This is a genomic window from Butyrivibrio sp. AE3004 (assembly GCF_000703165.1).
Lineage (GTDB): Bacteria > Bacillota > Clostridia > Lachnospirales > Lachnospiraceae > Butyrivibrio.
Window position 1 is genome coordinate 2,968,518 of the sequence record NZ_JNLQ01000002.1, and the last position, 16,087, is coordinate 2,984,604.

The window sequence follows — 16,087 nt, forward strand, 5'->3', positions numbered from 1 at the left end:
TTCTGGAAATAAGGCTCAGAGCGCATAGTCGCTCACATTAACTATTAAACGTTATAATTCATTAAGCATTATAAACCAATAGGGCAATATTTAAAACATCAAATCACAATTTTTTAATTTCCAATATTCTAGTCTTTATCAATATCGTCATAACTTTATAAAAACTTTATACTTTTTTGCAAAAAATTTTTATTTTTTCTCCAGCATCTTTTTGATGTATGCACCGGTATAGGATTCCTTACACTTAGCCACCTGTTCCGGCGTGCCCTGCACAACAACGGTACCTCCTCCGGAGCCGCCCTCAGGTCCCATATCTATTATATAGTCACCTGTTTTTATAACATCCAGATTATGCTCAATAACTATAACCGTATTCCCTGTCTCTACCAACTCGTGTAATATTTTTACAAGTTTTTGTACATCCGCAAAATGAAGACCTGTCGTGGGTTCATCAAGTATATAGATGGTTTTTCCTGTACTTACCCTTGAAAGTTCGGTAGCAAGTTTTATTCTCTGTGCTTCACCACCTGACAATTCCGTTGAGGGTTGCCCCAGCTTAACATAACCAAGCCCCACGTCATATAACGTCTTAATCTTTCTCTTTATTGTTTTTATATTCTCAAAGAAAGGAAGAGCTTCTTCCACAGTCATATCGAGTACATCATATATGTTCTTGCCCTTGTAGCGAACCTCCAGCGTCTCTCTGTTGTAGCGCTTTCCACCGCATACTTCACAGGGAACATATACGTCGGGAAGAAAATGCATTTCTATTTTTATAATACCGTCTCCGCCGCAGGCTTCACATCTTCCTCCTTTAACATTGAATGAGAACCTTCCCTTTTTATATCCTCTTGTCTTGGCATCCGGCGTTCCTGCAAACAGATCCCTGATCATATCAAAAACACCTGTATAAGTAGCAGGATTTGACCTCGGTGTCCGTCCTATAGGTGACTGATCTATGGCAATTACTTTATCGAGCTGTTCAATCCCTTCTATCCCTTTATGCTTTCCCGGAATACATCTTGCTCTGTTTAAGTCTCTCTCCAAATGTTTGTATAATATTTCGTTTACAAGAGAGCTTTTTCCCGATCCTGACACTCCGGTGACTATAGTGAGCACACCTAAAGGAAATTTAACGTCAATATTTTTAAGGTTGTTTTCTTCAGCACCCTTTACTTTAATCCATCCGGTCGGCTTTCTTCTGTGGTCGGGTACTTCTATTTTTAGCTTCCCGGAAAGATACTGTCCCGTTACGGATTCTTCTACTTTCATTATTTCCTCGGCAGTCCCGGCCGCAACTATCTCACCTCCATGAGAACCGGCTCCCGGTCCGACATCCACAATGTAATCCGCCGCACGCATGGTATCTTCATCATGTTCAACCACAATCAGTGTATTGCCTAAATCTCTGAGATTCTTAAGCGTATTGAGAAGCTTATCATTGTCTCTCTGATGAAGTCCGATACTTGGCTCATCAAGGATATAGCACACACCGCAAAGGCCTGACCCAATCTGTGTCGCAAGTCTTATACGCTGCGCCTCTCCTCCTGATAAAGTTCCCGTTGCTCTTGAAAGCGAGAGGTAATCCAGTCCCACATCTATCAGGAATCCGACTCTTGCTCTGATTTCCTTTAATACCTGTGCTCCAATCAGTTCCTGTTGCTTGGTTAGTTTTAATCCCTCCAGATATTCATGAAGTTCACCTATGGAAAATGAAGTAATTTCATAAATATTTTTGTCATCTATGGTTACTGCAAGGGAATCCGCCTTGAGTCTCTGTCCTTTACATGCAGGGCAAGGCGTGATTCTCATATACTGTTCATATTCTGCTTTCTGATTTTCCGAATATGTCTCTCTATATCTCTGCTCTACATTCTTTATAAGTCCGTCAAATTTAATAGGGTAGCGTCCCTCACCGCGCTGACCGGTATACGCAACCGTAACTTCCCTGTCAGCTCCATGAACCAACATATTTCTCACTTTAGGTGACAACTTCTCAAAAGGTGTGTCCAGATCGAATTTGTATTCTTTCGCAAGTGCCCTCAGAACAGCATTGGTAAAGCTCCCCTCCTTACTTGAAGACTGCCATCCCATCACCTGAAAACATCCTTCATTTATAGAAAGCGTTTTATCGGGAATCATCAGCTCCTCATCAAATTCCATTTTATATCCCAGTCCCGTACACTCAGGGCACGCTCCGAATGGATTATTAAACGAAAAGCTTCTTGGTTCTATTTCCGAAATGCTAATACCACAGTCAGGACACGCAAAACTCTGGCTGAAGTTCATGGGTTTTCCATCAATTACATCAACAGTAAGAAGACCCTCTGCAAGATTAAGTGCGCTTTCGATTGAATCCGTAAGTCTTCCCCTAAGTTCGTCCGGTTCATCACGAATCACAAGCCTGTCCACAATTATCTCAATATTATGCTTTATATTTTTATCCAGTTTTATTTCTTCAGAGAGATCATACTGGCTGTCATCAATCCTTACACGCACATAACCGGCTCGTCTTGCCCTGTCGAGAACTTTGGCATGTTCACCCTTCCTCCCGCGAACTACAGGAGCAAGTATCTGAAATCTGGTACCTGACGGAAGAGACAATATCTGATCTGCCATCTCATCAACGCTCTGCCTGCGTATTTCTCTTCCACAATTAGGACAATGGGGTATACCAATTCTCGCATATAACAATCTGAAATGATCATATATCTCAGTAACAGTTCCAACAGTGGATCTCGGATTCCTGTTAGTGGATTTCTGATCTATTGATATCGTAGGTGAAAGTCCCTCAATTTTCTCAACATCCGGTTTATCCATCTGACCAAGGAACATTCTTGCATAGGATGACAGAGATTCCATGTATCTGCGCTGTCCTTCAGCAAAAATGGTATCAAATGCAAGAGATGATTTACCCGAGCCCGAAAGTCCCGTAAAAACAGTCAGTGTATTTCTTGGTATTTTCACCTTAACATGCTTCAGATTATGCTCATTTGCACCCCGCACACGAATATAATCGTGTATATCATCTGAAAGGATGCGCTTTGCAGTGGTGTTCTCCTTTGTCATATGTGTATTATCAGTCATATTATTTTCCTCCGGTAACTTCAAGCAGATGTTTTTTCAGATCAATCATCTGATCTCTCAGCATGGCAGCTGTCTCGAAATCAAGCTCTGCAGCAGCTTTCTTCATACGCTTTTCAACATCTTTTATGACTTTCTCCAGTTCCTTCTTATCCATAGATTCAGGATCTTTCTCGAACTGAACTTCCTGCTTCGCAACTGCCTTGGTAACGCTGATAAGGTCCCTGACTGCCTTTCTTATTGTCTGTGGAGTAATTCCGTGTTCTTCATTATAAGCCTGTTGGATTTTTCTTCTTCGTTCCGTGATCTCAATTGCATTCTTCATCGAATCCGTCATGTTATCAGCATACATGATAACCCGTCCGTCAGCATTTCTGGCAGCTCGGCCTATAGTCTGAATAAGTGATGTTTCAGAGCGGAGAAAACCTTCCTTATCCGCATCGATTATTGCTACAAGCGCTATTTCCGGAATATCAAGCCCCTCTCTTAAGAGGTTGATTCCCACCAGTACATCAAAAACATCAAGTCGCATATCGCGTATTATCTGTGCCCGCTCAAGCGTATCTATGTCAGAGTGCATGTATTTGACCCTTATACCTGTTTCCGCCAGATATTCCGTAAGATCCTCTGCCATCTTTTTGGTAAGAGTAGTGATAAGGACTTTATTCTTTTTATCCGTTTCCTTATTGATCTCAGTTATAAGATCATCAATCTGACCTTCAACAGGTCTTACCGATATTTCAGGATCAAGAAGCCCTGTAGGTCTTATGATCTGTTCCGCACGTAAAAGTTCATGTTCAGCCTCATAAGGTCCCGGCGTTGCCGAACAGAAAAGCATCTGATCAATATGTGTTTCAAATTCCTCAAAATTAAGTGGTCTGTTATCCAGCGCTGAAGGAAGTCTGAACCCATAATCCACAAGTGTTGTCTTACGTGATCTGTCACCGTGATACATGGCTCCTATCTGCGGGATAGTCATATGCGACTCATCAACGATTATAAGAAATTCACCGTCAAAGAAGTCCATAAGCGTAAGTGGGGGCTCACCCGGTTTAGCGAAATTCAGATGTCTTGAATAATTTTCTATTCCCGAGCAAAAACCTGTCTCACGCATCATCTCTATGTCGAAATTCGTACGTTCGGCAATTCTCTGAGCTTCGATGAGCTTGTCCTCGCTCTTAAAGAACTTCACCTGTTCATCAAGCTCCGCCTCAATATTCTGACATGCCAGGTTTATTTTTTCCTGAGGAACAACGTAATGCGATGCAGGATAGATCATCACATGGGTAAGTTCGTTCCTGATAGTTCCCGTAACAGGTTCCACCTCACATATTCTGTCGATTTCATCTCCGAAGAGCTCTATCCGAATCAGGTAATCATCCGCCTGTGCAGGGAATATTTCGATAGTATCCCCTCTTACACGGAAATTACATCTGTTTATATCAAGATCATTTCTCGTATACTGGATGGCAACCAGGTCCTTAAGTATCTGGTCTCTGCTCCTCTCCATTCCGGGACGCAGTGATATTGACATCCCCTTAAATTCATCGGGACTTCCCAGACCATAAATACACGACACACTGGCAACAACAATTACATCTCTTCTCTCTGTAAGAGATGCCGTTGCTGAGAGTCTAAGCTTATCAATTTCATCATTTATAGCCGAATCTTTGGCAATATATGTATCCGTCTGAGGTACATAGGCTTCAGGCTGATAATAATCATAGTAAGACACGAAGTACTCTACCGCATTATTAGGAAAAAACTCCTTAAACTCGCCGTAGAGCTGCCCGGCAAGGGTTTTATTATGGCTTATTACAAGCGTCGGTTTATTTAATGCCTGAATAACATTCGCCATGGCAAATGTTTTACCGGATCCCGTAACACCCTGCAGTGTTTCAAACTGATTACCATTCTTAAATCCGTTAACCAGCGCCTCTATTGCCTGCGGTTGATCTCCGGTTGGTTTGTATTCCGATTTTAGCTCAAAATGATCCATGCGATTACCTCTGTAATTGTTCCGAACATATTTTCGGTGTATCATTTATTCTAGCATATGCTTCATAAAAACTCAATCGAATCACACGTCCTTACTATATCAATGAAGACTCTCTCCTTTTTGCGGTCATTTCGGCTTTTCTGTCTCTTTTTAAATTTTGCGATAACTTTTTCGAGCCTACATTTTTTCCGTTGACTTGCAGAAATTTTCAGTATATCAATCCTAATATCGCCTACACAGGTGTACCTTTCGCTAATACTTGAAAAGCAGCATCTCTCACTGACCCTTAGCATATTCTCGTAAAAACCATCCGAAACCATAGTTTTGCCCATCAATTTGCTTATAGTCTTTCCAAGCTGAAAAATATCGGTTCTGAAATCCTCGATCAGGCCGCCATACTGTTCAGGTGCGGCATATCCTCTGGTCCCTGCCGTAGGTGCTTTATCTGTCCAATTGTCATCTTCTCTATATCCTCCAAGTAATCTCGAGGTTCCAAAATCGATCAGCCTTAGATTTCCATTTCTGTCAATCAAAATATTAGATGGCTTTATATCCCTATGTATCACAGGAGGATTAAGCCCATGAAGGTCAAACAGCATATCACACATTTTTAAAAAGAGCTTTTTAAGCTCACTTTCCGTAAGATTACTCAGATCAATCGAATCAAGATTTCTTCCCTCAAGAAGTTCCATAAGTATTTCGCCCTTACCACCACTCAAAAATCGTGGTGAATATTTATATTTTTTCTCGGACAGGTACTTCAGAACTTTCTTTTCATTTTCAAACTGCAAAATACAGGCTTTATCTTTTTTTGCGATCTTTAATGCACATTCAGGCATCTCCCCGCCGTTGCAAAGCTTATATACATCGGCATTTCCTCCACTGCCTATTTTTGCTATATTACTCATCTTACACATACCGCAGCTGCTGTTACAGGTCTTCCTTCTCCTCTGCTCCAGAGGAGTTTTCGCAAATATTCTATGTTATTTTGCATAGCCTCTCCATCAACACACATCTGCGGACACAGTCTTTTATGAATATCCGTTTTCATCTGTCTTTCGAAAAAGGCACTGTTTGCAGCGATTAGTGTACTTCCTTCAGGAAGCCTCCCTTCCGAATAATAATAATCTCCTTTTTGCCCCTCGGTTAATGTAGGGACTATTTCCTCCGCACCAAGCCTTCCGACTCTCATTATCTTATTATCACCGCGATTCATAACGTAATAGTTAATACCTTTCAGTACCAGCACTGTGATATCGGGATTCTTTCTTTTTAAAAAAATCCCCTTTCCTCTAAACTTCATAAAAAGTCTCTCAAACACTTTTTTCATATCGTTCATATCCACTTTATTCACAGCTTTTTCCGCTGTTCTTACGATTTTGTCACACAATTTTCCGTTCTTTTTGTCAGAGCTTAATACCATGATCACATAGTCCGAAGACTTATCGGCATGTATTCCCTTTATCATTAAGCCATCATTGTTCATTTCTTCTCCCGAATCCCGAAGAGAAGCCGCACAATAATTCACAAATTTACACATCCTTTCATTTTGTATTGTTTCAAATGGAAAAATGTATCCGAAGAATACGAATACAGGTCAGAAATAAAAACATAGTTGAATATATATCATTGTGACTGAATTGTAAAGAAAAAAATTTAAGCGCAAAGAAAACGATCTGATTTTCTTTGCGCTTTATTATTTTTCTCAGGCAGCTTTATCCAATTTATTGCCTGCCTTTTCCATCTCTTTTTTCAAAACCTCTACAGCCTTATTCAGCTGATTATCGGTGCCATCCTTATTGTATGCCTCATTATCAAGTGCAATTTCAATATCGGGAGTAATACCGACACCATTTATGTCATTTCCGTTAGGTGTAAAATAATTACTTATAGTAAGCTTCACAGCCGTTCCGTCTGTAAACGGGAATATACGCTGAACAACACCCTTTCCATAAGTTGTCTCACCAATAATCGTGCCTATGCCATAGTCCTTAATAGCACCTGACAATATCTCGGAAGCGCTGGCTGAATATCCGTTTACAAGCACAGCAACCGGTATATCTATTTCATTTTCACCATCGCATTTATAATCCTCACGATTGCCGTCTCTATCCACAGTATAAACAATATCACCTTTAGGAAGAAGCTGTCTTGCTATATCGCACACAGCCGACAGGCTTCCGCCCGGATTAGATCTTAAATCTATAACAAGAGCTTCCATCTTCTTGTCCCTGAGCTCCTGAATACCTTCCGTAAACTGCCCGGTTGTTACCGAATCAAACTCAGTTATTCCAATATATCCGATATTATCCTCAAGCATGGTTGTGTTGATAGTCTGTGCTTCTACTTTATCTCTTTCAACTTCAATCTCAAGATAATCCGTCTCTCCTTCACGATAAATGGTGAGTTCAACCTTAGTTCCTATCTCACCTCTTATCATTCCCACAACCTCAGTCAGGCTCATTCCATGTACGCTCTCACCAGAAACTTTATAAATGACATCATTGGCCTTCAGTCCTGCTGCCTCAGCCGGCGAATCCTTAATCGTTCCTGTAATTCGAGGAAGCTTGGTATCTTTATCCATACTTACGTATGCACCAATTCCATAATATATTCCCTGGGTATCAGACATTAGATCCTCATACTCATCTGTGGTGTAATACTCTGAGTATGGATCTCCAAGTGACGAAACCACTCCTTTGTAAATAGCATCAGCCTCTGCTGTTCTGTCCATATCCACTTTATAATAATAAGTACCTATCGTATCTTCTATTATTTTTACTTTATTTATGGTTTCCTCACTTAGTGCCGAATCAGTATCCTGAACCTGCGAAGAAGTAAAGGCAAAGCCTTTTATCTTTATTATGAAAAAGGCAGCCGCAACTACAAGTGCTGTAGAAGCAATTCCCATAAGCAGCCCGATAATGAGCATTACTATTTTATTATCTCTTGGTTCTTCCATTGTGATACTTCCTTTCAGTATAGTGACTCACTTCACATAATTCCACGGACTGACATAATTGCCGTTCAATCTCACACCAAAATGAAGATGCGGTCCGGTAGACCTTCCAGTTGACCCTACAGAAGCTATTCTTTGCCCTTTGCTTACCTCTGCCCCGGTTGAAACACTAAGTGATGACGCATGCATGTAAATTGTATAAAGACCGCTTCCATGGGATATCATAACATAATTACCCATTGAAGAGTTATAAGCCGCAGCAACAACCTTTCCGTCATAAGCCGCTACAATTGCCGATCCGCTTGGAGCAGCAAGGTCAATGCCATTGTGCATTTTCTTTATTCCCAAAGTGGGATGCATTCTCATACCAAAGTCGTCAGATATTCTGGTATAAGACGGACAGGGAAATGCAAACATTCCTCCGTCGTATTTTCTGGCATTCTGAGCTGCAAGCTCTGCCTTTTCGGCTTCAACAGCTTTTTCGAGAGCAGCGATAGTAGCATTTTCATCAGCTATCTGTTTCTCATATTCGGCGATTGCAGCCTCTTTATCCTTTATATTAGCCTGAATTGTATTGACCTCTGAGTTTTTCTGAGCTATAAGATTCTGAAGATTACCTTCCTCTATAACGACATCGGCCTTTGCCTCATCAAGAGTCTTCTTTTCTTCTTCAAGAGCCTCTTTTGTAATAGTCGTTAGCTCTGTATGTGCAATGTACTCTTCAAGTTTCATCCTGTCGTAGGCTGAAAGCTCTTCTATGTACTCTGCTTTATTTAACATATCCGAAAATGTTCCGGTCTCAAGTAAAAGCTGAAAATATAGATTATTTCCTTTTTCATACATGAAGCGGATTCTCTTTTTCATGGCTTCATACTGCTCATTCTGAACCCGGATTGCTTCTTCAAGTTCCGCAGTTGTCACCTCAATATCCTGCTCCTTCTGAGATATTTTTGCTGTAAGATCCTCTATTCTTTTCTGAATATCAGTGAGATTTGTATCAAGCTTTGTTATGTATGAATTAAGATCCGTTTTTTCCTTTTCCAGGGATTTTTTTACAGCCTGAAGATCTGTAAGAGAGTTCTTCATTGAGTCCCTCTCTTTTTTTGCACTTGATATCTGTCCCTCTTTCTTTTTAATGCTCTCTGCAGTAACAGCAGCCCGCACAGATACTGTACTAAAAGAAACTGTGCCCGCAAGCAGACACAGAAGAAGTACAACTCCGATTATTCTTTTTTCAAATCCTCTGCCTTTCAAATCAAGCAGCCTCCCCAAACAACTCTCATCAAAAAATACATGTTTTTATCTGACTCATACCTGTCAGTTGCCAGTACATAAAGCTCTTTTATACATGTAGATGCTTACGAACTGTTGTGACACTTCCGAGGAAGCCAATTCCCACACCCATCAATATAGAAATAGGTGTAAGTGCCTCAAAAATCTGACCTACCGGAAGGATATCCAGTATTGAGTTCAGCATTGAAAATCTGATTGCCAAAAACTCTGCTGCTTTGTTGTAGACAAAGTAAACTATTACAAGCGGTATAAGTGAACCTATAATTCCGATTATGATACCTTCGACAACGAAAGGAGCACGTACAAAAAAGTCAGTAGCTCCAATGTACTTCATAATGTTTATCTCTTCTTTTCTTACGGAAATACCAATTGTTACCGTATTGCTTATAAGGAAAATGGAAACCAGTAAAAGTATTCCGATAATTCCAAGTGACACATAGCCGATAAGCTTATTGATACCATCAAGCGTTGATGCAGTAACTTCAGATCTGTTGACCATTCTTACTCCATCAATTGATTCAAGATAAGTAACAAGTGCAGGCTGCATTGAAACATCACTCAGATAAATCTGAAGGTTGGCAGAATCCTCCAGCGGATTCTCCGTAAAGCCATCTGCATATTCACCAAGGTAATCCGCCTTAAAGGTATCCCAGGCATCCTGTGCGGAAATATAATCAACTCTGCTGACTTCCGGTCTCTTCTCTATAAGAGACTTAGTCGCAAGAATTATATCCTCTCCCACTCCCTCATTAAAGAAAACCGTAACCGACACACCTTCTTCGGCTGTCTTTACAATATGTTGAAAATTAGTTACTACCGAATAAAAAACACCAAACAAAAACAGGCAGGCGCTTATTGTTGCAATTGACGCCAGTGTATACCATCTATTGCGGTTAAGATTTTTAAAGCCCTGTCCTATTGTATAGAAAAAACTACTCATCCTCATCGTGATACTCACCCTCTTCTTCGTCGCGAATCACGACGCCTTTTTTCATAGTTATAACGCGCTTATGCATCGCGTTAACAATCTCCCTGTTATGTGTAACAACGATAACCGTCGTCCCATTTGCGTTAATCTGCTCCATAAGCTTCATGATTTCCCATGTGTTATTAGGATCCAGATTACCTGTAGGCTCGTCGGCGAGTAATATATCCGGCTTATTTACAATCGCTCTTGCAAGTGCAACTCTCTGCTGCTCACCTCCGGCAAGCTGTGTAACCTTACTCTTGTACTTTCCGGCAAGTCCTACCATCGCAAGTACCGAAGGCACATTTTTCTTTATATCCCTTGTGGATTTCTGTATTATTCTCTGAGCAAAAGCTACATTTTCATAAACATTTCTGTCCTTCAAAAGTCTGAAATCCTGAAAAACTATTCCAAGCTTTCTTCTGAATTTAGGAATGTTTCTGTGTCTCATTCTCCCGAGGTCCTGCCCCATTACAATGATCGTTCCGTCAGAAGGTACAAGCTCCCTTAAAAGCAGCTTTATCAGCGTGGATTTTCCCGATCCGCTGTCACCTACTATAAAAACAAATTCACCCTTCTTTATATGAAGGGTGACTCCATTTAAGGCTGGTGCTCCCGTAGAATATGATTTTGTCACGTTTTCAAGCGTGATAATATCATCAGCGGAAACGGATCCAGCCATTCGCTTTCTTCTGTTAACTTTTTCCATACTTAATTCCTCTACTACCTGTTTGTTACTAAAAATAATGTAAGATTTCTTAAATGCACAATTATATGTCCGTAAGTTTAATATCGCTCCATGTATTTCATGTATCTTACGACCATGAGAGCAATTTTGAATGTGATCGCATCATCAAACACCCTAAGGTCAAGGCCTGTGCTCTTTTGCAGCTTATCCAGTCTGTAAACAAGTGTATTACGGTGGATAAACAGCTGTCTCGATGTTTCTGAAACATTAAGATTGTTTTCAAAAAACTTATCTATTGTGGTAAGAGTTTCCTGATCAAAACCGTCAGGATTTCTTCCGCCGAAGATTTCACGAATAAACATCTTGCAAAGCGGTATCGGTAACTGATAAATAAGTCGTCCGATTCCAAGTTCCCCATAGCTTATGACTTTCCGCTCATCAAAGAAAATCCGGCCTACATCAAGAGCCATCTTGGCTTCTTTATAGGAGCGACTGACTTCCTTGATCTCTCCGACTACAGTACCTATCGAAATATGTACATTTGTAATTCCCTGAGCTTCAAGATGTTCCTGAAGTTCAACAGCAGCCCTGGATATTTCTTCGGGCTTGTTAAATTCCGAAGTGTCCTTAACAACGATAACATTGTCCTCGTCTACCTCGGTTACAAAATCTCCGCCATTCCCTGTTCCGTGTGTGCGGATAAGCTCAAGCACATTATTCTCCCGAACTTTATCTGCTGAAACGATCATGGCTGCACGTTTTGCATCTGTGGGAATATGAAGTTTCTTCGCCCTACTATATATATCAACAAGCAAAAGATTGTCAAGCAACAGATTTTTTATAAAGTTGTCCTTGTCAAAGCGCTCCTTATAGGCAACAAGAAGCCCCTGAATCTGATATGCCGTCATCTTGCCAATGGTATAAGTACTCTCGCCGCTACCTGCCGCAATAAGAATGTACTCAAGCTGCTGCTCATCATATACCTTAAAAAACTGATATCCCTGAATCTCCTGTGAATCAGCAGGGGATCTGACAAAATCTCTGACAGGTTCTCCCATCCTTGCAAAGTCAGGTTTAGTAGCCGCAACTTCATTGCCATCAACATCAAGGACACATAAATCCACATGTGCAATGCCTTTAAGCCCGTCTATTGTATTTTGAAGGATTTGATTTGAAATCATATTAAATCTCCCACAATTAGTTTTTCATTGTTCTTATTTTATTCTACTCGATTAATGCATAAAAATCCACAAATTCTCTCTTCTTTTTTGTTGATTTTCCATAATAATATTTTTTCTTCATATTCCGATATAAGAAATAGAAATCCATAAGCGTATTCTCATACGTAAAAAGGATGCAGTAAGGAGGTGCCTATGGACATACCCGAATTATCAATGGCATTATCAGCCAGTAGAATCCAGCAGGATTGGGGTACGGCTATGCTTGCCAACAATCTTGACGCAATGGCGGAAGTAGGCAATACCATTGAAGAACTGATGGATGTGTCCGCTCTCGAAAGGTCGGTAAACCCGAACCTGGGTGGCACAATCGATGTTCGCCTTTAACGGTAAGGCCTTACACTAAGACACCCCACATATATTATTTATCTTTTTTAGTACAAAAGCTAAAAAACATATAATATATGCGGGGCTGTCTTATTTTTTAGATAAGCTTGATCTCATTTTCGCCTATTTCTATCTTTCCATCTTTAAGCAAATGCCCGACTGCTCTTTTGAATTCGTTCTTACTCATGGACATCTCATCTCTTATAAGCTGTGGATCAGCCTTGTCTGTAAAAGGCAGCTTTCCTCCGTTTTTCTCCATTTTTTCAAGTATAAGCTGTGCATCTGTATCTATCTGAAGATATGCCTTTTCACGGACACTTAAGGTAAGCTTTCCGTCATCTCTGACTTCTATTACCCTTGCTGTTATCTCATCTCCGACCCTTATATCCCCATACAATTCCTTTTTGGGAATGAGTGCGGAAAAAATATCATCTACAGCAACAAAAACTCCGAAGTTTCCGCTGGTCTCATATACCGTTCCCCTGACTCTGTCCTCCTTGTGGTAAGGGCTGTCAGTTCTTAAAAATTCGTATACATTCATAGTAACTGCAAGTCTTCCGGATTTGTCAACATAAAGTGCACAAAGGACACTCTCACCTTTTTTAACCCTGCGTGTCTGTTCTCTGAAAGGCAAAAGCACATCCTTCTCAAGTCCCCAGTCCATAAATGCGCCAATTTTGCCGACATCATTTACGGTCAGCATATTAACCTGGCCTAGCATCAGATTTGGCGTATTTGTGGTTGCGATGAGCCTGTCATCGGAATCTTTATATAAAAATACCGTGAGTTTATCACCAAGTCCGGCATCTGCAGGCACCTGCTTTTTGGGAAGAAGGACCTTGTCTTCGCTTCCTTCTTTTTCAGCGAGGTAAACACCGAAATCAACCTGCTTTATTATTATCAGTTCCTGTTTTTCTCCTAATCTTAACATTTCTCAATCCTTTTTATCTCTACTATTGAATACGGTTTTCCTTTATTGTCATTTAAAAAGGCCGTATATACATTGTTCTTTACATAAATCACCGGGTTTATCTCATCCCCAAGGTAGGCCTGCTGCCTGTATTCTGCCCGTATCTGAAGTCCTTCCCTGCTGCGGGAAAGCGTTTCTAAGTCACTAAGTTCCTCTCTTTCAGCCACCCGGCTAAAAGCTCCAAGTGCGATTCTTATATGCTGCCCGTTATTTACATGATTATTTGAATCCAGATGGTGCAATCCAACCTTTTTGACTTCGGCATTATATATCTTTGCATCTTCCGGATCCGCTATTTTTCTCGGCGCGTAATCCATAGGAAGTTTCTCGTCAAGCGGGTAGGTCGCAATAATATCATCATCCACTCTGGTGGGTGCACCCTTTTTCATATTGATAAGTGACCATACCGAATTGGCAACAGCAAGCCGCTCACCCTCAACAGTATCCATAAAAAAGTTCCTTAAACCGATAAACCCTTTTAATTCATAGGGAACAGTTCCTATGGTAACCCTCTCCCCAAGCTTTGGGAGTCTGTTTATCACAACCTGCCAGCTGTTTATCACCCATGCGATATCCTTTTTTTCCATTTTTTCTATGGTTGCCGGGCCTTCCTGTGTTTGAAAAGTCGAGCAATCCTGAAAATAATCTATCAAAGATTCAATCGTAAGGTAATGCTGCAGATCTGTTTCTGTATATCTGATTCTTGAGTCAAATCCGTACATCCGTAAATATCCTTAGTCCAATTTCAAATTTTCTTTTTCTGCTTTATTAATAATAACACAAATCGCCACTGTAAGCGGCATCAGCATTACAATTCCGTATTCATACCTAAAATCAACCATAGGAGCTGCAATAAGAAGAGTAAAAATAACCGCCGCCTGCAAAATAGCAAACGGAAGGTACTTTTTTATTTTTTCTTCTTTATTCTTTCTTAATATCAATATCAGAAGATACACCACCAGCCATGTATACGCACCCGCACACCAAAGCATCCCATACAACGGCACAAAGCTTCCAAGCTTAATAAGTATCTCCTTACCCTTTACTACTGCCTTTCCTCCGATAAGAGGTGTCTGAACAAGGCCGTAGCCATTAGGCATTATCCCATCAATATTTCCAACTTCGTAGGGAATATCAGAATACACGTATCCGCCTTCCAAGTCAAACCATGCCCGGATATAATCTGCAGGATATCTAAGTCCCAGTCTTATCCAGAGTCCCAGATAAACTGCTTTATTTTCCTCTATTACCTCGGGATGCCCAGCTCTTACAAGCTCCTTTATATTATCCGCAAAATCGGGTGCATATAGTTCGTGTATATACGTTGTGTCAATAACCTTATCCACAAGCTCTTTTTCTTCCCGGGAGAGTGTTCTGTCATTTACAAGTACTCTCGCTATCTGCTGTAAAGGAAGAGAAAGTGACTCGGTAAAATCCGGCTGTGTCACTCCCGCTCCGTTCATTACAGGACCTTTTATGATAATTACTATGATAATCGATGCCAAAAGTGCAGCTATAATTTTCACAACATCTTTTCTGAACACGTAAATTATAAAAGGCACGCTTATCAAAAAGCCATACCATCCGTTTGATCTGAAAAGCGAAACCATAACAGCTTCTGCGGCAAGAACCGCCACATCAACACCGGACACCCTGTCCTTTTTTGCCATTGTTATAAGTCTGCATCCCATAAGCATCATAATTCCGGCAAAGGGCACATCCTTCCAGATTGTAACGGCAAAAACAGCGTTAAAGGGCACAAGGGCAAAAAATAAAAGAGCCGGTAAAGCACCTCTTAGGTTACCCAGAATCCCTTTTACACAGATTACCACTCGTCCGCAGCACATAGCCAGAAATATCATCTGAGCAAGAGTATAAAAGCTTATCGCCTTATTAGCATCCCCGGTTATTCCAAGTCCAAGCCTGTAAAAAAAGCCAATTACAAGCGTGTGCACTACAGGATGATGATTAGACCAGCTGTTTACACCTATTATCTGCTCATATTGGACAATTGAATCAGCTGTCATTATTCCGGGAAATTCATATAAAAAGTATGGCATCCAAAATAAAAAACATATAATCGCTGATATGACAAATACTATTCTGTCATCATGATAAGCAGCAGAATAATTTTTTGTTTCAGTTTCATTCCCAAAAGCAACCCCTATTCCAAAAATAAGCTGCAGGATCCTAAAATATGAAAAAAAAAGTCCAATCAGCATTATTCCTGTTCCAAGAAGCCTGAACAGAGAGCTGTCAAACCCCGCCACTGCATTTTTTCCAAAAGTAAAAGAAACTGTCACCGCCAAAATAAGCGATACAATTGTCGCTACTTCTTTTCCCTTACGTTTTCCGTTTTGTACCTTTCTTCCGATATAAAAAAATGCCGCAAAGAAAACCAATGTCATAGGATTTCTGACTGTAATCCCACATAAAAGCTGTAGCCCCCATGTGCAAAAGAACGAAACTAAAGCATTCTTTAAATCTTTTATCTCTACACCACACATATCTGCTATAATCCTTTTTAGAATAAATGGTAGCCCCTTAAGGAGTCGCATTTCC

13 protein-coding genes are annotated in these 16,087 nt (G+C 40.6%); 1 reads left to right on the forward strand and 12 read right to left on the reverse strand.

The genetic code is table 11. The annotated features are described in order from the left end of the window. Positions 1-189: 189 nt before the first annotated feature. From uvrA to BV60_RS0115775, 9 genes are all read right to left on the reverse strand, one after another. Positions 190-3,069, reverse strand: coding sequence for an excinuclease ABC subunit UvrA (gene uvrA, locus BV60_RS0115735; RefSeq protein WP_051656884.1), 2,880 nt, complete (start codon positions 3,067-3,069; stop codon positions 190-192). Between the two features lie 19 nt (positions 3,070-3,088). Beyond that, a complete protein-coding gene (gene uvrB / locus BV60_RS0115740) occupies positions 3,089-5,083 on the reverse strand; it encodes an excinuclease ABC subunit UvrB (RefSeq protein WP_029323262.1) in 1,995 nt (664 codons plus the stop codon). A gap of 62 nt (positions 5,084-5,145) precedes the next feature. Then, complete coding sequence (locus BV60_RS0115745) at positions 5,146-5,991, reverse strand: serine/threonine protein kinase (RefSeq protein ID WP_197029579.1); 846 nt, start codon at positions 5,989-5,991, stop codon at positions 5,146-5,148. Beyond that, positions 5,988-6,611, reverse strand: coding sequence for a hypothetical protein (locus tag BV60_RS0115750; protein WP_156036126.1), 624 nt, complete (start codon positions 6,609-6,611; stop codon positions 5,988-5,990). Before BV60_RS0115750 ends, BV60_RS0115745 begins: the two co-directional genes overlap by 4 nt. 177 nt (positions 6,612-6,788) lie before the next feature. Next, complete coding sequence (locus BV60_RS0115755) at positions 6,789-8,045, reverse strand: S41 family peptidase (protein ID WP_081846722.1); 1,257 nt, start codon at positions 8,043-8,045, stop codon at positions 6,789-6,791. 27 nt (positions 8,046-8,072) lie between these two features. Then, positions 8,073-9,296: a murein hydrolase activator EnvC family protein gene (locus tag BV60_RS0115760; protein WP_242840993.1), complete on the reverse strand. Its 1,224-nt coding sequence runs from the start codon at positions 9,294-9,296 to the stop codon at positions 8,073-8,075. A gap of 88 nt (positions 9,297-9,384) precedes the next feature. Further along, on the reverse strand, positions 9,385-10,281 hold the full coding sequence (gene ftsX / locus BV60_RS0115765; protein WP_029323272.1) for a permease-like cell division protein FtsX: 897 nt from the start codon (positions 10,279-10,281) through the stop codon (positions 9,385-9,387). Then, positions 10,268-10,957, reverse strand: coding sequence for a cell division ATP-binding protein FtsE (gene ftsE, locus BV60_RS0115770; protein ID WP_029323274.1), 690 nt, complete (start codon positions 10,955-10,957; stop codon positions 10,268-10,270). Before ftsE ends, ftsX begins: the two co-directional genes overlap by 14 nt. A 131-nt stretch (positions 10,958-11,088) precedes the next feature. After that, positions 11,089-12,171 (reverse strand): PucR family transcriptional regulator, encoded by a 1,083-nt coding sequence (locus BV60_RS0115775; RefSeq protein ID WP_029323276.1) that lies wholly within the window; start codon positions 12,169-12,171, stop codon positions 11,089-11,091. Between the two features lie 192 nt (positions 12,172-12,363). Here BV60_RS0115775 and BV60_RS0115785 point away from each other — a divergent pair, with 192 nt between their 5' ends. Continuing rightward, complete coding sequence (locus BV60_RS0115785; protein WP_029323278.1) at positions 12,364-12,555, forward strand: YjfB family protein; 192 nt, start codon at positions 12,364-12,366, stop codon at positions 12,553-12,555. A 97-nt stretch (positions 12,556-12,652) separates the two neighbouring features. Here the strand turns inward: BV60_RS0115785 and BV60_RS0115790 are convergent, their stop codons facing one another. Genes BV60_RS0115790 through BV60_RS0115800 form a run of 3 tightly spaced genes read right to left on the reverse strand, consistent with a single transcriptional unit; the run spans position 12,653 to position 16,083 of the window. After that, positions 12,653-13,486 (reverse strand): CvfB family protein, encoded by an 834-nt coding sequence (locus BV60_RS0115790; RefSeq protein WP_029323280.1) that lies wholly within the window; start codon positions 13,484-13,486, stop codon positions 12,653-12,655. Next, the gene (locus BV60_RS0115795; RefSeq protein ID WP_029323282.1) at positions 13,480-14,247 is read right to left on the reverse strand and encodes an acyl-[acyl-carrier-protein] thioesterase; all 768 of its coding nucleotides are present in this window, start codon (positions 14,245-14,247) and stop codon (positions 13,480-13,482) included. The genes BV60_RS0115790 and BV60_RS0115795 overlap by 7 nt, the downstream gene beginning before the upstream one ends. A gap of 12 nt (positions 14,248-14,259) precedes the next feature. Beyond that, entirely contained in the window at positions 14,260-16,083 is a 1,824-nt protein-coding gene (locus tag BV60_RS0115800; RefSeq protein ID WP_197029580.1) for a DUF6020 family protein, read from the reverse strand. Between the last annotated feature and the right edge of the window lie 4 nt (positions 16,084-16,087).

Excerpts from the sequence above, each read along its gene's own strand:
- uvrA (WP_051656884.1), bottom strand. The coding sequence starts at position 3,069 with ATGACAAAGGAGAACACCACTGCAAAGCGCATCCTTTCAGATGATATA.
- BV60_RS0115755 (WP_081846722.1), bottom strand. The coding sequence starts at position 8,045 with ATGGAAGAACCAAGAGATAATAAAATAGTAATGCTCATTATCGGGCTG.
- BV60_RS0115745 (WP_197029579.1), bottom strand. The coding sequence starts at position 5,991 with ATGAGTAATATAGCAAAAATAGGCAGTGGAGGAAATGCCGATGTATAT.
- BV60_RS0115775 (WP_029323276.1), bottom strand. The coding sequence starts at position 12,171 with ATGATTTCAAATCAAATCCTTCAAAATACAATAGACGGGCTTAAAGGC.
- BV60_RS0115795 (WP_029323282.1), bottom strand. The coding sequence starts at position 14,247 with ATGTACGGATTTGACTCAAGAATCAGATATACAGAAACAGATCTGCAG.
- BV60_RS0115790 (WP_029323280.1), bottom strand. The coding sequence starts at position 13,486 with ATGTTAAGATTAGGAGAAAAACAGGAACTGATAATAATAAAGCAGGTT.
- uvrB (WP_029323262.1), bottom strand. The coding sequence starts at position 5,083 with ATGGATCATTTTGAGCTAAAATCGGAATACAAACCAACCGGAGATCAA.
- BV60_RS0115785 (WP_029323278.1), top strand. The coding sequence starts at position 12,364 with ATGGACATACCCGAATTATCAATGGCATTATCAGCCAGTAGAATCCAG.
- BV60_RS0115800 (WP_197029580.1), bottom strand. The coding sequence starts at position 16,083 with ATGCGACTCCTTAAGGGGCTACCATTTATTCTAAAAAGGATTATAGCA.
- ftsX (WP_029323272.1), bottom strand. The coding sequence starts at position 10,281 with ATGAGGATGAGTAGTTTTTTCTATACAATAGGACAGGGCTTTAAAAAT.